This window comes from Bacteroidota bacterium (assembly GCA_016706865.1).
Taxonomy (GTDB): domain Bacteria; phylum Bacteroidota; class Bacteroidia; order Chitinophagales; family BACL12; genus UBA7236.
Genome location: JADJIS010000003.1, coordinates 916001 through 936925, shown reverse-complemented (window position 1 = coordinate 936925; position 20925 = coordinate 916001). Strand labels below are relative to the sequence as shown.

General features: G+C 36.9%; 16 protein-coding genes. 7 read left to right on the top strand and 9 right to left on the bottom strand.

Annotated features, from left to right (window positions below; all coding sequences use genetic code 11):
* Window positions 1-37 precede the first annotated feature (37 nt).
* Window positions 38-1144, bottom strand: coding sequence for a tail fiber domain-containing protein (locus tag IPI31_13430; protein ID MBK7568817.1), 1107 nt, complete (start codon window positions 1142-1144; stop codon window positions 38-40).
* Window positions 1059-2006, bottom strand: a complete 948-nt coding sequence (locus tag IPI31_13425) for a hypothetical protein (GenBank protein MBK7568816.1) — start codon at window positions 2004-2006, stop codon at window positions 1059-1061. Before IPI31_13425 ends, IPI31_13430 begins: the two co-directional genes overlap by 86 nt.
* A 202-nt stretch (window positions 2007-2208) precedes the next feature.
* On the opposite strand from IPI31_13425, the gene gyrA reads away from it, so the two are divergent.
* Both gyrA and IPI31_13415 read left to right on the top strand, forming a co-directional pair.
* Window positions 2209-4794, top strand: coding sequence for a DNA gyrase subunit A (gyrA, locus tag IPI31_13420; GenBank protein MBK7568815.1), 2586 nt, complete (start codon window positions 2209-2211; stop codon window positions 4792-4794).
* Window positions 4795-4829: 35 nt separating this feature from the next.
* Complete coding sequence (locus tag IPI31_13415) at window positions 4830-6014, top strand: tetratricopeptide repeat protein (GenBank protein ID MBK7568814.1); 1185 nt, start codon at window positions 4830-4832, stop codon at window positions 6012-6014.
* A gap of 67 nt (window positions 6015-6081) precedes the next feature.
* Here the strand turns inward: IPI31_13415 and IPI31_13410 are convergent, their stop codons facing one another.
* From IPI31_13410 to IPI31_13395, 4 genes are all read right to left on the bottom strand, one after another.
* Entirely contained in the window at window positions 6082-6858 is a 777-nt protein-coding gene (locus tag IPI31_13410) for a hypothetical protein (GenBank protein ID MBK7568813.1), read from the bottom strand.
* A 358-nt stretch (window positions 6859-7216) separates the two neighbouring features.
* Window positions 7217-7684, bottom strand: a complete 468-nt coding sequence (locus tag IPI31_13405) for a hypothetical protein (protein ID MBK7568812.1) — start codon at window positions 7682-7684, stop codon at window positions 7217-7219.
* Between the two features lie 39 nt (window positions 7685-7723).
* A complete protein-coding gene (locus IPI31_13400; GenBank protein MBK7568811.1) occupies window positions 7724-8221 on the bottom strand; it encodes a hypothetical protein in 498 nt (165 codons plus the stop codon).
* Window positions 8222-9215: 994 nt separating this feature from the next.
* On the bottom strand, window positions 9216-11264 hold the full coding sequence (locus IPI31_13395; GenBank protein ID MBK7568810.1) for a S9 family peptidase: 2049 nt from the start codon (window positions 11262-11264) through the stop codon (window positions 9216-9218).
* A gap of 97 nt (window positions 11265-11361) precedes the next feature.
* Between IPI31_13395 and IPI31_13390 the strand changes: the two genes are divergently transcribed.
* A complete protein-coding gene (locus IPI31_13390) occupies window positions 11362-11964 on the top strand; it encodes a DNA-3-methyladenine glycosylase 2 family protein (protein ID MBK7568809.1) in 603 nt (200 codons plus the stop codon).
* Window positions 11965-12225: 261 nt separating this feature from the next.
* Here IPI31_13390 and IPI31_13385 read toward each other — a convergent pair whose 3' ends face one another.
* Entirely contained in the window at window positions 12226-12762 is a 537-nt protein-coding gene (locus IPI31_13385) for a hypothetical protein (protein ID MBK7568808.1), read from the bottom strand.
* A gap of 378 nt (window positions 12763-13140) precedes the next feature.
* Window positions 13141-13455 carry a hypothetical protein gene (locus IPI31_13380; GenBank protein MBK7568807.1) on the bottom strand — a complete coding sequence of 105 codons (315 nt, stop codon included), beginning with the start codon at window positions 13453-13455 and terminating at the stop codon, window positions 13141-13143.
* A gap of 209 nt (window positions 13456-13664) precedes the next feature.
* Between IPI31_13380 and IPI31_13375 the strand changes: the two genes are divergently transcribed.
* The gene (locus IPI31_13375; GenBank protein MBK7568806.1) at window positions 13665-15713 is read left to right on the top strand and encodes a dihydrofolate reductase; all 2049 of its coding nucleotides are present in this window, start codon (window positions 13665-13667) and stop codon (window positions 15711-15713) included.
* A gap of 525 nt (window positions 15714-16238) precedes the next feature.
* The gene (locus tag IPI31_13370; protein ID MBK7568805.1) at window positions 16239-16670 is read left to right on the top strand and encodes a CBS domain-containing protein; all 432 of its coding nucleotides are present in this window, start codon (window positions 16239-16241) and stop codon (window positions 16668-16670) included.
* Window positions 16671-16700: 30 nt separating this feature from the next.
* Here the strand turns inward: IPI31_13370 and IPI31_13365 are convergent, their stop codons facing one another.
* Window positions 16701-18248, bottom strand: a complete 1548-nt coding sequence (locus IPI31_13365) for a PQQ-binding-like beta-propeller repeat protein (protein MBK7568804.1) — start codon at window positions 18246-18248, stop codon at window positions 16701-16703.
* Between the two features lie 442 nt (window positions 18249-18690).
* Between IPI31_13365 and IPI31_13360 the strand changes: the two genes are divergently transcribed.
* Together IPI31_13360 and IPI31_13355 are read left to right on the top strand one after the other, a co-directional pair.
* Window positions 18691-19134, top strand: coding sequence for a hypothetical protein (locus tag IPI31_13360; protein MBK7568803.1), 444 nt, complete (start codon window positions 18691-18693; stop codon window positions 19132-19134).
* A complete protein-coding gene (locus tag IPI31_13355) occupies window positions 19091-20806 on the top strand; it encodes a choice-of-anchor J domain-containing protein (protein ID MBK7568802.1) in 1716 nt (571 codons plus the stop codon). The genes IPI31_13360 and IPI31_13355 overlap by 44 nt, the downstream gene beginning before the upstream one ends.
* Window positions 20807-20925 lie beyond the last annotated feature (119 nt).

Here is a 20925-nt window from a genome sequence, read left to right as displayed (position 1 = left end):
CAGAAAAATCCTGAAATCTCCAGGTTGGTTAAAATAACTACTTCACCACCACCATATTTTTCACATCCACCAATTTTCCGTCCACAAATAGAGAATAAATATAATTTCCTGCTGACATTAATTTAGCATCTACAGAAATTTGTTTTTCACTACAAGAAACTGGAATAGAACTTATTATTTTACCTGTTGCCGATTCCGCAATTATTATTGTTGCACTGATACAATCAGCAGAAATTTGAAATGGAATTATGGTGCTGTTATCAAAAGGATTTGGAATATTTAATCCCAGAGAATTTGATTCAGGTGAATTTATTTTTTTATTTGAATTATTACTTTCACTTCCAAAAACAGCACGGTTTAAATTGTCAATTTGATTTTGCAGATATTCATTTTGTGATTTTAAAGCTTCATTTTCTGCAGATAATTCCTGCACAGATTTTACAAGTGGAACCACGAATTCTGCATAACGTAAGCCATACAGATCATTTTCGTTTTTTGGTGCATCAACACCGCTGAAATTGTAATTCACTTCCGCTGCAGCTGCTTCAACCTCTTGTGCAATGAATCCGGAATAAAGTATTTTTTCCTTTTCAACCATAGCATTTTTGTCAATGCTGCTGTCGGCATAATTAAAAAAAGTACTTAATCCTTTCATATCCAAATGATAAACAACAGGTCTTAATTTATTTATGAATTCTAATCCCATCACTGTTTCCTGTACATCTTTTTTATATCGTCCGTCAGAAATATTGCTCCAATTTTGGAAACCTCCGATGCTGTTGATGAATGGATTTCCAATTCGAATTTGATTGCTCGATGTTATTCTACTTCCATTTCCAATAGCTGTGCTATTTGTAAAATCTGTTGTTACCGATTGGTTTGCATCATATCCAATAAATGTGCAATACGTATTTGCATCGTTGTATCCACCTGCATTATATCCGAAAGCCGCATTTTGGCCACCTGTTGTATTGTTATACAATGCTATATTTCCCATCGCTGTATTTTCATAACCCGTTGTATTGTACCGCATTACCGTGTATCCGGCACCGGTATTTTTACTTCCGGTCGTATTGAAATACATAGATGCACCACCACAAGAAGTATTTTGTATACCGGTTTGTGTTATAAAAAAGAGATTCATACCCTAAGGCTGAATTTTCATAACCCGTTGTATTTTCCTGCATGGAAGAAGCCCCCACCGCTGCGTTGGAAGTTCCCAAAGTATTTGAAGAAAGCACATCAATTCCAATAGCAGTATTTTCAACACCATCCGTATTTGCTTGCAAGGTTCCATAACCAACCGCGGTATTAAATCCGCCTGTAGTACTGCTGCTCATGGAATAATAACCAATTGCAGTATTATTTCTAGCAGTAGTGTTAGATTGCAATGCATAATTGCCTACAGCAACATTTCTGTAACCGCTGGTATTGCTATACATTGCCATAACTCCGGCAGCAAAATTATCATCGCCATTGGTATTACTATAAAGAGCTCTATATCCAAATGCTGAATTATAATGAACATCATTATTCAACAAACTTTCAAAACCCAAACTCGTGCATGCGGCGGTCATATCAATAATTCCCGATGGTCTGCCATTTACTTTAAATCGCAAAGGTTTTCCGTCAGTTGTTCCAACAAAATTTAGGGAGGTGTCGGTATCAGCATTTCCAGTTAGATTCCAACCTGTTGAATTGTAGGAAATTGATACCCATTGTGTGCCTCTGTAGTAATAAAAGCCGGGAGCGCTGTTCGTTTGATATATTAACAAACCTGTCGTAGGAGAGGCAATTGCATTTCGCTGCGCTTTTGTCATTCGGGGTATCAAAATACCTTTAGATGTTGAAACAATATCCAAAGCAGAGGAAACATTTGGTGAAAGCGTTCCGATTCCGGCACTTCCAGTTGTGGGAAAGGTATTTGTTTGGGCTTGGAGTTTCGTAGCGTCAAATAAGAAAAGGATTTGTGACATAACAAGAGCGATGAATATGTATTTTTTCATAATTAAAGTTTTATTGCGCCAAATTTAAACAAAATGATAGTGAAATTTCTATCGCATCATCTTCCTTTTCCACTTATAAATTATTGGTCAAAAGATGTTGAAAACTTGACAATAATTGACCTCGTGAAACTGTGTATTGACAGGTGATTTCGTTACCTTTGCAGGAAGTAAAAAAATATACTCTACCTAGAAGAAAAAAGATATGGCTGAAGGCGAAAAAATAATACCGATCAATATTGAAGATGAAATGAAAACCGCGTATATCGACTATTCCATGTCGGTAATTGTGGCACGTGCTATTCCCGACGTAAGAGATGGTCTGAAACCCGTGCACAGAAGGGTTTTATACGGTATGCACGATCTGGGAATGGACTACAACAAACCCTATAAAAAATCGGCGAGAATAGTGGGAGAGGTGCTAGGTAAGTATCACCCGCATGGTGACACTTCCGTTTATGATGCCATGGTTCGTATGGCGCAGGAATGGAGTATGCGTTACACGCTCATAGATGGCCAGGGAAACTTTGGTTCCATTGATGGTGACAGTCCCGCAGCAATGCGTTATACTGAGGCGAGATTTCAGAAAATTACGCATGAAATTTTAGCGGATATAGAAAAAGAAACGGTGGATTTTTCGCCGAATTTTGATGATACACTTGAAGAACCTACTGTTCTTCCTTCTAAGATTCCAAATCTTTTAATGAATGGATCTTCAGGAATTGCTGTAGGTATGGCGACAAATATCCTTCCTCATAACCTTTCAGAGGTTTGTGATGGTATTGTCGAATACATAAAAAACAAGGAAATAAGCATTCCTGAACTCATGCAATTCATCAAAGGACCGGATTTCCCAACAGGTTCCACCATTTACGGAATTGAAGGAATTCGCGAAAGTTTTGAGACAGGAAGAGGAAAGATCGTGGTGAGAGGTGTTGCAAATATTGAATCTATGCCCAATGGCAGAGAACATATTGTGATCACTGAATTACCATTTCAGGTGAATAAAGCATTGCTCATCACCAAAATCTCTGAACTTGTTCATGAGAAAAAAATTGAGGGAATTTCTGACGCAAACGACTATTCCGATCGTGATGGATTGCGTGTTGTAGTGGAAGTTAAGAAAGATGCTGTTGCAAGTGTGGTGCTCAATCAATTATACAAATACACTCCGCTTCAGTCGTCTTATGGTGTGAATAATATCTGTTTGGTTCATGGCAGACCAAAACTGGTTAATCTGAAACAATTGATCTCCAATTTTGTGGAGTTCAGACATGAAGTTATTGTAAAAAGAACTCAATACGATCTTCGTAAAGCTGAAGAAAGAGCACATATATTAGAAGGTTTGCTCATTGCTCTCGATCATTTGGACCAGGTTATTGCATTGATTCGCGGTTCTAAAACTCCGGATGAGGCTAAAGAAGGTTTAGTTACCAATTTTGCATTGAGTGAAATTCAGGCGAAGGCAATTCTGGAAATGCGTTTACAGCGTTTAACAGGATTAGAAAGAGACAAAATACGCGAGGAATACAACGAGATAATGGCTTTGATCGGCCGTTTGAAAGAAATATTAAGCAATGAGGAAATGCGTTTTCAGATCATTATTGATGAAACCTTAGAAGTTAAGGCCAAATATGGTGATGCACGCAGAACCAATATTGTTGCAAATGAAGGGGAGATGAGCATAGAAGACCTGATTGAAGAAGAAGATGTGGCGATCACCATTTCACATTTAGGATACGTAAAACGCACTGCATTGACCGAATATCGCAAACAAGGTCGCGGTGGAAGAGGAGCGAAGGGAAGTGCGTCGAGGGAGGAAGATTTTATTGAACATCTTCTCATAGCTTCCACACACGATACCATGTTGTTCTTTACGCAGCAAGGACGCTGTTTCTGGTTGCCGGTTTATCAAATTCCGGAAGGAAGCAGAACTTCAAAAGGAAGAGCGATTCAAAACTTAATTTCATTGCCGGCTGACGATAAGGTTATGGCATATATCGATATACATGATCTTGAGGATGAAGCATTTATAAATTCTCATTATCTGGTATTCTGTACTAAAAAAGGTACAATTAAAAAGACTACCGTAGAATCATTTAGTCGCCCGAGAGCAAATGGAATTGTCGCTATCAATATCAACGATGACGATGAATTACTGGAAGTTCGTTTAACCAATGGAAATTGCGAGATCATGCTTGCCGTTAAGAGCGGACGAGCAATTCGTTTCCCGGAAGAGAAGGTGCGTCCAATGGGTCGAAGTGCTACTGGCGTAAGGGGAATAGTGCTTGCCGGTAAAAACGATGAAGTAGTTGGCATGATAACTGTTGAAAAGGGCGATGAAGAAAAATCAGTTCTTGTGGTGAGTGAGAATGGTTACGGAAAAAGAAGTCAGTTGGTAGATCTTGATACAGGTGAACAGGAATATCGTATCACCAACAGAGGAGGAAAGGGTGTAACAACATTAAAGATCACTCCGAAAACTGGTAATCTGATCACAATAAAGGATGTTACCAATGAAGATGACCTAATGATAATTTGTGAATCCGGACTTGCGATCAGAATGGGAATTGATGAGCTGAGAGTAATGGGTAGAGCAACGCAAGGAGTGAGGCTGATAAATTTAAGAGATGGCGACCGCATTGCTTCCGTAACAAGAATTCAAAAGGACCCGGAAGAAGAAGTAGGGGAAATTGAAAATGGTTTGGATCCATTAAACGATCAGGAGGGTAACGAAGGCGAAAATGGTGGTGAATCTACCGATACCAATATTACAGATGAATTAACATAAACAATTGATAATTAATATAATAAACTACTAAAAACATGAAACTATTCACAGGTTTTTTTATGATAGCAGTTTTGTTTACCACGGTTGTAAACGCCCAAAACAGTAAAGTGGTAACAGCATCAAGTGCACTGTTCAATGAGGAATATGCAAAGGCTAAGGAAGCAATAGATGAGGCTATTTTAAACGAAAAAACAATGGGTCAGGCAAAAACCTGGTTTTATCGGGGACAGATTTATAATCGAATTGCAATGGATACCACAGGGGAATTTTCAAACGTGGCCGATCCGGTAGGAGTTGCTCTGGAATCGTTTAAAAATGCACTGAATATGCCGGATGTAAAAAATTACAAAACCGACATAGGAGCAGAGCTGTTTACAACGTATAATCTCTACTTTTCACGCGGTGCAACTGCATATAGTGCCGGTGACAGTGAAGCTGCTTACGTAAATTTTGCTAAGGCACATGAAGCTAATTTATTGCAGATAGATGCATTTCCATTGGCAGTTTTAGATACAGGTGTCATTTTTAACATGGGTCTGATGGCGGAAAGAACCGGCAGAACCACAGAAGCAGTGGCAGCTTACCAGAAATTGGTAGAAATGAAATACAGTGAGACCTATCTGTATTCAAAATTATCGAATATTTACCTGGAAGCAGGAAGAACTGCAGATGCGCTGGCGATATTAGAAGAGGGTAGAAGAAATTTCCCAAAAGATCCGGAGATCATTACTGCTGAACTCAATTATTACCTTTCGCAAAACAAGTTAGATGTGTTGGTGAGTAAATTGGAGAATGCCATTAGTTTGGATCCAAAAAATACTGAACTATACTTTGTATTAGGCACCACTAATAGTGAATTGATCAAACTGGACTCCATGAATGCTCAGCAACATTTTGAAGCTGCAATTAAAGCTTACGATAAAGCTTTGGCATTGAATCCTGAAAGATTCGACATCAATTTGAACGCTGGTGCACTTTATTACAATACTGCGATCGAAATCAATAAGACAATGAATGCGCTGCCTTTGGAGAAGGAAGCAGAATATCAAAAGTTATCTGTGGAAAGAAATAAGCTCTACATGCAGGCACTTCCATATTTTGAAAAGGGACATCAGATCGATCCAAAAAATACGGATTGTATGCTTGCTCTAAAGGAGATATATGTAAGAACAAATCAAAAAGAAAAGGCGGAAGAAATGAAACAATTGCTGGGAAATTAACCATCTGAACATAAAAAAGGGGATCATATTAAAAATATGATCCCCTTTTTTGTTTATAGTGAGTTTGTTAAAAACGAACACCCAAATTCAATCCGAATATCCTGGTTCCAAAAAACAAGCCACCAAGATCTACATCAATATTATCATCAACTACGGTAGCATCAATTTTCCAACCCGGAATAGGCACACTTTCAATATCTGTTTCCAGATCTGCTTTTTCCTGAGCATCCATATCGTCCATTGGGTCAATTGCATGTGATTCACCGTTTAAAACACCAACAAAAGGTCCTAGAATCCACCAGTCCAGTGTCAAAGATTTACCGATCTGCCATTGTATACCAATCAACTCACCGGCTCCAAATCCGTTGAAAGTGGTTTCAATTAATGGTTTATGAACAACTCCGGCATCGGAGGTAAATTGATAAATCTGTTCATGCGTCATTCGCGTGTATTTCAGAAATGATGCTGCATAGAACCCAAACGGAGCGCCTTTCACACCTACATAAAAGCGGTATTCGGGCATCAAACTAAAATTTGTGAAAGTTGTGCTGTTAATAGCAGTTACAGCTTCATCATTATCTCCAAAAATGTTCAAAAGAGTGTTTTTAAATGGAAGATCTACGTTTGGAGCAACACTTATAGTAATTCCGGTAGATTGTTTTGGATTTATAACTCTTTCATAACCAATGGTATAGTATCCTACAACTGGTCCGGTAAGGTTAAATTTCACAATGTTTGGTTTCAACAGGGTGTTTTCAATTGCGTTTTCAACCACCTGGCCGCGCAGGGTAGCGGTGGACACAAAAACAAAGCTGAGGAGCAAAAGTGTAATGGTTTTTTTCATAAAAAAGTGTTTAGTAGTTTAAGAATATCTTGATAAAATTTATCCGATCTTATGTAACTTGATTATAAAGATAAACTAATTTGACAGTTGCAAAAATAATTTACGTTCTACTTAAATCTTCACAGATAATTTAAATTATAATAGAAAGTAAATATCCTTTCCTTTTAGATTAAAACTTAATCATTTTCTAAATGTAAATGCGGTTGGTGGCGTGGGCTACTAAAAGCATTTTCAGTCGTGGAGAGAGCCATATTCGCGAACGTAACGACGATAGAAGGGGTGAAGGGAGTAAATTATTTGTGAACTATGGAAGATAAGGACATCAAAATAATCATATTAGATAATAAAATCAGAAAGGCTAAAAAAATAGCATATCTATCAATGTCGCTATCACTGATATCGCTGCTATTAAGGCTGATTGCCATGCTATTTTGATAGCCTTTGATGCTTGTTTTTTAGTTGCCTCGTAATCTGACAATTGGTTTCTAATTAAAATTACTTCGTGTCCTAACTTTGTTAATTCTAAACTTTCCTTATAATCTTCTAAAATTTCCTTTTGCTCAAATTTTCTATATCTTTCAAACTCTCTGTTATATAGCTCATCTGCTATCGAAGTTGGCAGTAATTGCTGTGTTATTCCATTTGGCATGTTAAAGTTTGGAATAATGTAATCATGGTAAATCCCCGTGTATTCTTCGTCATAATCAATATGATTATTGAATCTGTTATAAAACTCCTCAATAGTTATTGGGTTACCCTCATTATTCCTTTCTATTACAACTCCTAACATTTCAAGTTGCAACTCACTAATTTGTTTAAGACTCATAATGTGATTATTTTTTTGTATTTTTGGTGTATAGTTTCCTTATTGATGGTTATTTTCTGTGCTATCCTTTTCTACCTTATTGGGGATATTTTCGGGTATAGACGTGGGGTTAGGTCTGGAAGAAGATAGCCAGTCGTAGATTCCAATTGTAGTTGTAATAGTAAAGCCAATAACTGCAATAAATGATAGTAAAATTTTCCAGTTATTTAGCCCACTAAATAAATTTTCTTTTTGTGGTTTCGGTTCGTAGTGCAACCCGTTTTCTTCGATAAATGCAATTGCATCTCGCAAGTGATTTTTTACGATTTCAATATTATCATTCCTTAATTTTATTCTAATCGAACCGCTTGAATGGAAAGATATATTAGCATCAGGCGTGAATTGGGCAACAAAGGAATATATAAGCGATTTTTCTCCTAAATACTTTTTTAATTTCTCCGCTGTTATGAATTTCCAAGAATCGCTATAGTCGTCAATAGTTTTAAGTTTGCTCAATTGCAAATTGATTGACTCTATTGCTTTTTCTTCACTGGTCATGTGTGGTTATTTCCCACAATACTACCGTACAAAAATCACATAATACAGCACGTAATACAGACCTGTGGCGGGGCGAGAGAAACGCCTACTTAACATAATATTAATTATGGGCAAGTAGCTAAATAATTTGGTTAGTTTATTTTTCATTGGTAAATTATTTTTTCGGGTAAAGGGTTGTTATTTAAAGGATTAATGATTATTTTTGAATTTTAAATAACAACCCTTTACCCGAAACCGCTCCTTACCCATAATTAGCCGTTATGTTAAGCAGCACTTTTTAGGGAAGAAGGTTAATATCTTAAACCCTGCGCTACATTAAATGGTAACTATCGTAAATAACTTAACATATTCAAAAGACGAAACAGAGCCATACTCATTTATAAACGTTCATGAGCATTTACATAATGAGCAGTTTAAATTAATTGAGAGTAAACTTTCTGACCTTTCAAAAGGTCTTGACCTTGTGGTGACGATAGAAAACGGACATCCACTCGGCTACGTTTTGCATTGTAATTGTAAAGACGATACCATTCGGAACGAGATAGTTTATTTAGTCGGAAAAGCTTTAAAATTCCAAGCACGTTAGACTCATTAATTGTAACTTTTTCGCAATATTCCCAATACATTCTCATTCTTTTTGCAGGTGAGTAAATAAATACAAACAACACAAGCCACGCTTTTAAGATTTTAACCTTGATTGCGATAGCTGCATTAACATAACGCAAGTACATTATGGGCAAATAATATTACCTAAAACATTGATATCTAACAATATACAATTTTGCCATTGATTAACAATTAATATATATGATATATGCATACAGACTATATTGTATCAGGTTCACAGAGTAATTTCTTATTTAGCTGAGTGGAAAATACATGGAAATATTCACTGGAAATAGAAACACATTTACTGAAAGTTATCCCCGAAATTTCATAAAAAATGCCTTTACAATTTGTAGTTGCAAAGGCATTTTAAAAAGTATTACTAGATCTACAAGGTTTCTTCCAACCACTTGTAAAACTCGCGCTGCCAGGCTAATGCATTGTGGCATTTCAGCACCCAATGGTTTTCGTCGGGCAAATACACGAATCTCGACTTGATTCCGCGTAGCTGAGCGGCCTGAAATGCTTGAAACGCCTGATCTTCTGTAGTTCTGAAATCTTTTCCGCCTTGGTAGATCAAAATTGGAGTGTTCCAATTAGCTACAAAATTAATAGGGTTGAAGTCGCTATAACTTTTTTGGTGTTCACCAGCTTCCCAGTAAGGTCCACCCATATCCCAGTCGGAAAACCAAACTTCCTCTGTGGTTCCATAAAATGAACTCAGGTTAAACAATCCGTCGTGAGCAATGAAGGATTTGAATCGTCCGTTATGTGTTCCGGCCATCATGTAAACGCTATAGCCACCATAACTTGCTCCAACAGCACCGCATCTTTCACCATCAACATATGGAAGCGTTTTAGCGTAATCTATTGCGCTGTAATAATCTCTAATTGCTTGTCCGCCCCAATCACCACTAATTTCCTCATTCCAGGCAGTTCCATGTCCCGGCATTCCTCGTCTGTTAGGAGCAACAATTATATAACCTTTTGCAGCCATAAGTTGAAAATTCCATCTGAAGGAATAAAATTGGGTTAATGCACTTTGGGGACCGCCCTGACAATATAAAAGGGTTGGATATTTTTTATTCGGATCAAAATCCGGTGGATAAATGAACCAAACGAGCATTTCTTTACCATCGCTGGTTTTCACCATTTTTCGTTCGGTTTTACCCATTTTTATCTTGTCGTACTGACTTTTGTTAGTGGTTGTGAGCGCAGTCATATCGCCCGTTGTGACATTCATGCTATAAATTTCTGTTGCGTGGTTCATATCGGTGCGGGTAACAATTAATTGGCCTTTAACTTCACCAACAATACCCGTAATATCAAAATCACCTTTAGTGATCTTGCGAACAGGGTTCACTTTTCTACCTCCGGCATCTACTTTGGTGAAAACATTGGTAACATCCAATTCAAAAAGTTGAATTGTTCCGTCGATTGGTGCTGTAAAGTATATAAACTTTCCGTCCAAACTCCAGCGAATAGCATCTATTGATTCATCAAAACTTGCAGTTGCATCAACTTTGGTCTCTGTTTTTTTCTCAAGGATGTACAATCTGTTTTTATCCGCTTCAAAACCATCAGTTTCCATACTTAACCAGGCCATTTTAGTTCCGTCGGGCGATAAATTTGGATTGGTATCGTAACCCATCATTCCCTCCGTAAAATTTTGTGTTTTCCCGGTTTCGAGGTTGTAAACGAAAATATCCGTATTCGTGCTGGTAGCATACTGAGCTCCGGTTTTTTGTTTTGTTACATACACGATACGTTTACTATCAGGATGCCAAACCATATCTTCAGTACCACCGAAGGGCATTTGAGGACAATCGAATTTCTGTCCCGCCATAATATCAATTTCTTCCGTTATAGTTCCATTATTCCACTTCGCATAAAAAACATGTTGGTATGCACCGTCTTCCCAGGTATCCCAATGGCGATAATTAAGATCATTTATAACACGCACATTGGAACCGGTTAGATCAGGATATATTTCTGAAGCCATCACTTTATCCATTTTGATCTCTTTGGAATACATGATATACATTCCATTTGGCGAAAAACGCACATTATTTAGGCCACCTTCATATTTTGTAAGTTGAATTGCTCCGGTTCCGTCCCATTCCGATTGCCAGATCTGTCCATTGAACATATAACCCATTTTACCACCGGGTAATGTCATTACAGCATTCTCCCCTCCTTTTGCCGTTGTTAATTGAACTGGATTTCCACCATCTGTTGCAACCTTAAAGAGATTTCTTTCAGAAGTTCCAGCTTCTATATTATAATTGGTTACACCGAATATAACATTATTACCATCGGGTGAAATAGTTTCTGCCCCTACCCTTCCGAGGCTCCAAAGCAATTCCGGACTCATTACCTGAGAAAAACCACTTCCTGAAACAAAAACGAACAACGTATAAAAAAGAATTTTCTTCATCTAAAAAAGTTTTTTGCGAAGATACAAAAGGTATAATTGACCCGACAGTATAAACAAGAATCTTCTTAATTTGCGGCCTGAATAATTCATGAATTTTATGTCGGCATATCAAATACATCTATCCAAAGACAAAAAGTTAAAAACCCTGATCGATAACAGAGATTCTTTTGTATTAAAACAGGAAAAAAATATCTGTTTGTATTTATGTTATAGTATAATGAGTCAGCAATTATCTACTAAAGTTGCCGCAGTATTTCACCAGCGCTTTATTGAACTTTATAAGGGAAAAGAACCAACAGCAAAACAAATTGTGGAAACCAAATTTGAGACTTTACGCGCAATTGGTTTATCAAATGCAAAAGCGAATTATATTTTAAATGTTGCAAATTTTGAAATAGAAAATGGCATGAGTGCGAAAAAATTAAATAAGATGAGCAATGAAGAAGTGATCACTTATTTAACCCAAATTAAAGGAGTTGGAAAATGGACCGTTGAAATGTTATTGATGTTTGCACTTGGTCGTGAAGATGTATTTGCAGTTGATGATTTTGGTATACAATCTGCGATGATAAAAATGTATAATTTAAATGCGGAAGATAAAAAAGAAATGAGGCAAAGAATGTTAAAAATATCTGCAAAATGGGAGCCATATAGAACTTTTGCATGTTTACATTTATGGCATTGGAAAGATGAGAAATAGTATATAGTATTTAGTATTTAGAGTTCTCCGATTCGAGGTTGGAATTAACATTTGAATCTGTAGCACAACGCAATTCACTATTAAATTATACTGGCAAGTTAACTTAGACTCTCGCTACCAGCGAAGGTCTCAGTAGTGGAACAAACTATTTTAACGGAAACTTTAATAAAATGCCGGCATTTACAGCCGGCATTTATTTAAAACCCAAGAACCCTAAATACTATGTGTGTTTCACTAAATGTATGAAACCGGAGATGTCTTCTAAATTACTTCTGCCACCATTTTAATTTTAAATTTTAGAGTAACTATAAAATCTACGGGTGTTTCATTTACATCTCCCGATAAATAAACCATGGCTTTGTGCGGATCGTTTTTTATGAGGTCAGATAATTTATCTACTGCAGTTTGATTAAAGCTTAATGCACTCTCTATCGTTGCTTGTGAAAGGTTGATATCACTCACACTTGCCATCTGATAAACACCATTTCCATTTGCATCTGCAATACTAAATACACCATTGTTTATTTTCTGTGTTAAAGTACCATTAAAGTAAGAAACATAATATTTAACTTCCAATATTTCAATCGATTTAATATGTGATGCATATTTATCTATGAGATCACTTTCAGCCACTGCATCCAGTAATTCTTCACCCGTAAACGCTGCATTTGAACCCACAACAACCATAGAGGTGCTGATATAAAACTCCTCATTTACATCCAAAATACTTTTTTTGCACGAATTTGTAAATGCAAAGATGCCGAGCATCAATAACATTAAATATGTTGACTTTTTCATATGTTTAATTTATTTTGTTTAGAACTTATTTCTCTGTAAAATAAAGGATTAAGTTACTTGCAAATAGTGATATTCGTTAAACTAAACTATGATTTTTACTTGCCAATCCTGGTGTAGCAGGGTTTCGTAGAGCACTGCCCCGACAGTGTTTTCACAGGAAAATAATTTAAGATATTTTAATTAATTTATTTTAATTACAAGTATATATTTCCTCCTCACTAAAACGGTGAGATGCTGCAGATTAATTCCTGGTGAAGACACTGCTGCGGCACTTTGATTACTGAGGCTCTCGCTCACAGCGAGGGTCTCAGTAGTGGTACAAACTAAAACAACCGTAGAAATCTGCGGTTGTTTTGTAAATTAAATATTATTAAATAATTATAATGTAGCCTTTTCCGATTTAGCGGAAGTATTACATTTTGAGGGAGGACATTCTTTTGTTTCAGGACAAATATTATCTGATTTAGCATTGGCAGTTGTGCTCATTTGTGCTTTGTTGCCATAAGGACATTTTGCTGCTTGATCAGGTGTACAATTTGATGGATCGCAATGAGCAGGTTTTTCAGAACCCATTTGCTCCGTTGCAGCTGAATTATTATGTTCTGCACCTGCAGTTGTGGCCGTCATCGCCCAAATTGAAATTCCTACTATAAAAACAAGGGTTAGAGTAGCTAATAATGTTTTAAGATTCATATTTATAGATTTAGAGTTTAAAGTTACCAATAATTTGGAATAATTGATAATAATAACGCAATTTAACAATTATTATTTTTTAGTTACAAAACACTTGAGCCATGGGATGCTTAAAATGGCGTTTGGAATCACTAAATCCTCTAAAATCACAAGGAATTATAACTTTTGCTCCGATTTGACGAAATTTGCAATCACAGAAAAATGAACTAATGAAAAAATTAATAGTATTATTTATTGCATTTACATCGCTGCAACTCATCGCTCAGCAGCCCGAACAAATACTTACAAGCGGTAAAGGCCAGGCAGAAGACATTCTTGGCGACAGTTTTACCTGGCAAACAGAACAATTTGCAGATCTTGGAATTTTGAGATATACCATTCCGGGATGGGAAAAGTTAACTGTTAAACAAAAAACGCTGGTTTACTACCTTACGCAGGCAGGATACTGTGGCAGAGATATCATTTATGATCAGAATTACAGGCATAATCTGGAGATAAGAAAAGCACTGGAAAATATTGTTACCAAATATTCAGGGAGCAAAACATCCGGTGAATGGAGTTCCTTTTTAGTGTATACCAAAAGAGTTTGGTTCAGTAATGGAATTCATCACCATTATTCCATGGATAAAATAATGCCCGGTTTTTCAAAAGAATATTTCAAGTCTCTTTTAATTGCAACAGATACTAAACTTTCAGAAAATGTGATCAATATTATGTTTGATCCCGAACTGGACAATAAAAAAGTAAATCTTGATTCTGATGCAGATCTTTTACTTACCTCTGCAACCAATTTTTATGGTGTTGATGTTTCGCAAAAAGATGCTGAGGAATATTACTCCAAGATAATAGATAAAAGTGATACCACAGCAATTTCATACGGATTAAATTCGCAATTAGTAAAAACTGAGAAAGGTATTGAAGAAAGACTATGGATTGCAGAAGGCATGTATGGTTCTGCTATAAAACAAATAATTTTTTGGTTAGAAAAAGCAGTAACCGTTGCAGAAAATGCACAACAAGCCAAGGCTTTAAATCTGCTCATTTCCTATTATAAAACCGGTGACCTTAAAACCTGGGATGAATATAATATTGAATGGGTTAAAGAAACCGAAGGCGATATTGATTATATCAATTCTTTTATTGAAGTATATAATGATCCATTAGGATTTAGAGGATCATTTGAATCGATAGTGGAGTTAAAAGATTTTGATGCGTCAGAAAGAATGTCCACATTATCGCAGCATGCTCAATGGTTTGAAGACCAATCACCAATTTTAAAAGAGCATAAAAAAGATTCGGTTGTAGGTGTTTCTTATAAGGTTGTAAATGTTGCCGGTGAAGCCGGTGATGCCTCTCCTGCTACTCCCATAGGTGTTAATTTACCAAATGCAAACTGGATCAGAGCCGATTTTGGTTCTAAATCTGTAAGCCTGGGAAATATTGGTTATGCTTACGAACAAGCAGGAAGTTCAGGAATGCTGGATGAATTTTGTTACAGTGCGGAAGAAAAAGAAAGAGCAATAAAATTCGGATCTATTTCCGGAAAAATGCATACTGCAATGCATGAGGTAATTGGTCATGCAAGTGGAAAAATTAATAAAGGAATTGGAACACCAAAAGAAACTTTAAAAAATTACGCAAATGTTTTAGAAGAAGCTCGCGCTGATCTCGTTGGATTATATTATATAATGGATCCTAAATTAGTGGAGTGGGGTTTGATTCCGGATATTGAAGTGGGAAAAACACAATACGACAGTTATATCCGCAACGGATTAATGGTGCAATTGCGCAGAATTGAACCAGGTAAAACGGTGGAAGAATCACATATGCGCAATCGTCAGATGATCGCAGCCTGGGCCTATGCTAAAGGAAAGTCAAGTAATGTGATAGAAAGAAAATTCGAAAATGGAAAAACGTATTTTGTGGTAAATGATTATGATGCATTAAGAAAACTTTTTGGAGAATTATTGCGTGAAATTCAACGCATAAAATCTGAAGGTGATTTTAAAGCCGGAATGGACCTTGTGGAAACGTATGGCGTTCAGGTTGACGAGGATTTACACAAAGAAGTTTTAGCAAGATCAGAAAAATTAAATATTCCACCTTATTTTGGATTTATAAATCCACTATTAACTCCCGTTATGGATGATGCAGGAAATGTGATAGATGTAACTGTCTCCTATCCCGATAATTTTACGGAACAAATGTTGTACTACGGATCGAAATATTCGTTTTTACAACCCGGAAGCGGGAAATGAGGGGGATGGCGTGAGAGGTGGGGCGTGAATCGTCAATCGTGAGGCGTGAATCCGGCCAAGTGAGTCATTGGTTATTAGTCAGGAGTCATTAGTCAAGTGTAAACAACTTCCGGCTATCGATGGACAAACTCATTACTCCCGTCCGACCGGGTCATCCGGGCGGGCATAACTCATTTCTCATCAGTCAGGAGTCATTAGTCAAGTGTAAACAACTTCCGGCTATCGATGGACAACCTCATTTCTCATCACTCATTTCTCATCTGTCAGGAGTCATTAGTCAAGGGTAAACAAATTCCGGCTATCGAGGCGCAAACTCATTACTCCCGTCCGACCGGGTCATCCGGGCGGGCATAACTCATTACTCATTAGTGAGGAGTAATAACTTCCGGCTATCGAGGTGCATACTCACTACTCCCTACTCCCCACTCACCATTCCCCTCCCCCTCCAATCTCACCAAAAAAAGTGATATTAATCATTTCTATGTTTATGATTAAAACAGAATTTTACTCCAAAAATTTAAAATTATGATCTTTAAACGCAACGCATCCGATTTCATGACAGGCGCAGTAATTGTTGCCAATGTACATAATACCTTCGATCAGGTAATGGAATTTTTTACTACATATAAAATTCAACACTTACCTGTTGCTGACGACGATAGACTTATTGGAATTATCAGTATTAATGATATGCTTAATTTCATGTCTGGTATAATTAAGGAAGATGTAAGTATCACACATTTTAACCTGAACAAAAGATTTAAAATAAGTGAAGTAATGACTCCCGATCCAGTTACGGTGGAGCCGGATTCCTCACAAAAAGATGTTTTGGAAATTTTAGCTGAAGGGAAATTTCAAGCAGTTCCAGTTGTAAAAGAAGGAATTATTTTGGGAATTATCACCAATAAAGATATTACCAGAATATACAATTATGATGCAACACATGTTCTTCCTTAAAAAGAATTGAAGTGTAAAGCGATAATTTAATTACAATATTTTATTACTGTGTTTATTATCGGCACCCAACATTGGCCAGCCGCTGATTGTAACATCAAAGGTGTTAATGGCACATAAATTACCGGCTGTAGTAGTTACATAGATCCATCCGTTCATAGCAATAGGTTGTGAACGGATCGGTTCGTTCACATAATATTTTTTTTCTGCAGCTCCCGTTAATTGATTCATTAAAATAATTTCTCCTTGCAGAGTTCCTGTAATAATATATTTTCCTGCCACTATGGGAGCAGTTGCTAAATATCCACCTTCCTGTTTTAAATTTCCTGAAACAGCATATTTCCATTTTTCTTTTCCGGTAATATTATCCATACAAAAAAGTGTATCACCCATCATATTAAATTGAACATCTGCTGTTGCTGTAACGCGACTTCCATAAAAATTTTGGAGTGAACTCACATTGCTTTGTCCGATATTTTCATTTGCTGCCATCCAATTTGATGAAGCAGGCGCTCCACCACCAAAACCATTTCCTGCATCACTGCTGTTACTTTCCATTTTTAGTTTTGAACTGCTTTGAACACTTTTATCAAGATAAGCTGCTTGTTTTTTTTCCGTGCTGAAATCAACTGCATTTAATTCGTAATTATAACCTGTAACCAGCTCTGAAACTGCCTCGCCGGCTTTGTCGCCACGTTGACTGTAATACGCTCTGCCGTTATGTAATACCGGAGCGGAAGTAGCACGACATTTTTTAGCAGAGGTAAATTCACCGGTAACAGCATCGAGTATATAATATACACCTGCAAAAGTTACAACATGAAGTTTACCTTCTTCCTCAATTGGTGCTGATAAAATATCACCCTCTATTCTTTTTTGCCAAAGTATTTTTCCTGTCTTTAATTCCATTGCAATTATTGCGTGAGAATAATTACCGGTGTTTTGGGATGTAACTTTTACATTATTGGAAGAAATATTTTGTTGATCAAGATATTCGCCATCAACATTATAGGTATAATTGGTATTACATGGATAAGAAGAATAAACAATTCCATTTGCAACGGTTGGTGTCGACATTAATGGATCGCCGAGCCACCACGACCATAAATGTTTTCCTGTATTTACATCACATGCAAAAATGGTGCATGACTCCGTATTAAAAACAACAACTCCATCCTCAATTACACAAGATGATGGACCGTCATCATCCAAATTAATTCCCCAATTTAATTCCCCTGTTTCTGCGTGAAAACTTAAAAATTGTTTGCTTCCAAATCCTCCGCTCACATAAATTTTATTATCATTCCAGGTTGGAGTGGGAACATTGTTTGTTGCCGGTAATTTTATTTTGTAGCCATATTCTGTTTGAGTAAAATAATCGGTAAAGGGAAAATCACTTACGTGACCCTGACGAAAACTGCTGCTTAATTTATTCGCCGGATCTGCATTTATCGCCAGCACTTCTGACAACACATCGGTAGTATCTGATTCAGTATCTGGAATCGCAATTTTTTCCAATGGAACATTTGGAATCTGGAAGGATAAAAGGACAACAATGGTGGAAAATGCGAGTAGTTTCATAAGCGAACAATTTATGGGTGTTTACTTTTTGTGTGTTGATGAACAAATAACGTGTTTTCCATAAACCTTCGTATATACCGTATTTGACTATCAGAATTTTAATAGTTCAGCTTATTTGAGCGGTTAGGGGCTTTATTAGATGGAAATGAAAATATTTTTTCAAAAAAATTAGGATAAAACATATAAAGCTGTATATTTGACCTGTTTTTAAGGGATAAACAAGCAGCAAGCGTCCCGAAAGGGACAATTGCTGTTTTTATTTTAATTCACTACTATCCTTTCCATAACCTTTTAAGCTATTTCCTTGTAATATTTTAATGGTTAAATTCTTCCATTTTCTGAATTGGATGTTTGGTAATATGCACCAAATCAAAAAGATATTGATAAATCCATTTTAACTACAATTTACTATCTTTAACACTTATTAATAATCCACTCATTTATGCAGAAATTTTTTACTTTATTAGTAGTCTCTCTATTACTTACACACACTGGAATTGCACAGGTTACAAGATGCGCAACTGTTGAACATGAAGCAGAATTAAAGGCAAAATATCCTGATTACGATAAAAAGAAACAGGAAATTGAGGCTTTTACCAATCGCTATATTCAAAAAAGCAAGTCACAAAATAAAATGGGTGGCGCGGTTACGATAAAAATTCCAGTTGTTTTCCATATTGTTTATAAAACTGCAACCCAAAATATTTCTGATGCCAGAATAATGGAACAGATCGACATATTAAATGAAGATTTCAGACGATTAAATGCAGATACCACAGATACTCCGGACGAATTTGGAGCAGTTGCAGCGGATTGTAATATAGAATTTTGTCTGGCGATAATTGATCCGGGATGGAAATCCTACTTCCGGAATTCTAAGGGTTGAAACGGATGTTACAAGTTTTGGATTCGATGAAGGAATCAAATTTACTGCTGAGGGAGGATCTGACGCCTGGCCTGCAGATGAATACTTAAATTTCTGGTCGGGAAATATTGGTGATTTTTTATTGGGATATGCGCAATTTCCAGGTGGTCCGGCTGCTACAGATGGAGTGGTTATCCACTTCCAACATGTTGGTCTTGAGCCGGCTGGATATCCATATCATTTAGGAAGAACTGCAACCCATGAAGTGGGCCACTGGTTGAATCTTTATCATATCTGGGGCGACGATAGTGGCTGTGCCGGCTCTGATCTTTGCGGAGATACACCAAACCAAAGGGTGGAAACCTACGGTTGCCCTAGTTTTCCTGAAACTGATATGTGTTCCCCTGATTTTCCGGGATTCATGTTCCAAAATTATATGGACTATACCGATGATGCTTGTATGAATATTTTCACGCAGGATCAGAAGGACCGGATTCAATCGCTTTTTGAACCGGGTGGTGAACGATTTAATCTTACAAATTCAGAAGGTTGCGGTTTACAACCTTATGACGCTCAGGCAATTGCATCACTTCCAGGCGGAACGATCTGCGAACTTACGGTAAATCCTATGGTTACCATTAAAAATCATGGAACTGAGGTTCTTACATCCATCGACATCTTTTATAATATAGATGGAGGAGCTACATCCTCCTTTGAATGGTCGGGCTCATTGATTACGGGCGCAACTGAAAATGTTTCTTTACCTGCTATCTCTACTACTGAAGGCGAGCACACACTCGAAGTTACCTTAGAGAATCCAAACGGATTTACCGATGCCGATGCCGGCGACAATACCAGCGAAACAGACTTTGTTGTTAATCTCACTGCTCTCCCACTTCCCTTATCACAGGGATTTGAGTCCAGCGGATTCCCTTACGACGGTTATACACTCAGCAATCCTGACGATTATTACACCTGGGAAAGAACCAACGATGCTGCGGCATTGGGAACCTATTCCATTTATATGAATCATTACGATAATGATGCGAACGGCGAAATAGATGAATTTGTACTTCCAGCTTATGATCTTACCGGAATGGCAACTATTAATTTCACTTTTGATGTTGCTTATGCTTTGTATACGAACGGCGGAGTATATTCTGATACGCTTGAGGTTTTAGTTAGTGAAGATTGTGGTTCAAGCTGGGAAACGGTATACAAAAAAGCAAATCCCGATCTTCAAACTGCGGATGTTACACCAAGTTCATTTGTGCCTGAAGATGATGAGTGGAGAAATGAATCCATTGACCTTACAAGTTATTTAACATCACCACAATTGTTTGTAAAATTCCGCACTATAAGTGATTACGAAAATAATTTGTACGTTGATAATATTAATATAAATGATGGACAGCAAATTGGAGTTATAAATTCTTCCAATGATTTTAAATTAACTTTATTTCCAAATCCGACCGACAACATTTTAAATATTAAATACAATATTTCGCAAAGTGGAAATGGAACATTATTAATTTATGATGTTCTTGGAAAATTAGTATTCAGCGAAAATATATCAACCACATCCGGTATAAATATCCTTACAATTCCAGTTGCAGAACTAAGTGCAGGATATTATAGAATTAAATTGGAAACGGGTGGGATGAATGCTTCTACACCGTTTGTGAAGGAATAGGGAGAGAGGAGAAAGGAGAAAGGAGTTGGGCTGACTTCGTCAGCGGTAGGGTGTTATTAGGTAGAGGAGAAAGGAGAAAGGAGTTGTCTGACTTCGTCAGCGGTAGGGTGTAATTAGGT

Bases quoted from the DNA above. Each gene is read 5' to 3' on its own strand.
- IPI31_13400 (MBK7568811.1), bottom strand. From the start codon at position 8,221: ATGACCAGTGAAGAAAAAGCAATAGAGTCAATCAATTTGCAATTGAGC.
- IPI31_13395 (MBK7568810.1), bottom strand. From the start codon at position 11,264: ATGAAGAAAATTCTTTTTTATACGTTGTTCGTTTTTGTTTCAGGAAGT.
- IPI31_13405 (MBK7568812.1), bottom strand. From the start codon at position 7,684: ATGAGTCTTAAACAAATTAGTGAGTTGCAACTTGAAATGTTAGGAGTT.
- IPI31_13375 (MBK7568806.1), top strand. From the start codon at position 13,665: ATGAAAAAATTAATAGTATTATTTATTGCATTTACATCGCTGCAACTC.
- IPI31_13360 (MBK7568803.1), top strand. From the start codon at position 18,691: ATGCAGAAATTTTTTACTTTATTAGTAGTCTCTCTATTACTTACACAC.
- IPI31_13410 (MBK7568813.1), bottom strand. From the start codon at position 6,858: ATGAAAAAAACCATTACACTTTTGCTCCTCAGCTTTGTTTTTGTGTCC.
- gyrA (MBK7568815.1), top strand. From the start codon at position 2,209: ATGGCTGAAGGCGAAAAAATAATACCGATCAATATTGAAGATGAAATG.
- IPI31_13380 (MBK7568807.1), bottom strand. From the start codon at position 13,455: ATGAATCTTAAAACATTATTAGCTACTCTAACCCTTGTTTTTATAGTA.
- IPI31_13415 (MBK7568814.1), top strand. From the start codon at position 4,830: ATGAAACTATTCACAGGTTTTTTTATGATAGCAGTTTTGTTTACCACG.
- IPI31_13365 (MBK7568804.1), bottom strand. From the start codon at position 18,248: ATGAAACTACTCGCATTTTCCACCATTGTTGTCCTTTTATCCTTCCAG.
- IPI31_13385 (MBK7568808.1), bottom strand. From the start codon at position 12,762: ATGAAAAAGTCAACATATTTAATGTTATTGATGCTCGGCATCTTTGCA.
- IPI31_13425 (MBK7568816.1), bottom strand. From the start codon at position 2,006: ATGAAAAAATACATATTCATCGCTCTTGTTATGTCACAAATCCTTTTC.
- IPI31_13390 (MBK7568809.1), top strand. From the start codon at position 11,362: ATGTCGGCATATCAAATACATCTATCCAAAGACAAAAAGTTAAAAACC.
- IPI31_13430 (MBK7568817.1), bottom strand. From the start codon at position 1,144: ATGAATCTCTTTTTTATAACACAAACCGGTATACAAAATACTTCTTGT.
- IPI31_13370 (MBK7568805.1), top strand. From the start codon at position 16,239: ATGATCTTTAAACGCAACGCATCCGATTTCATGACAGGCGCAGTAATT.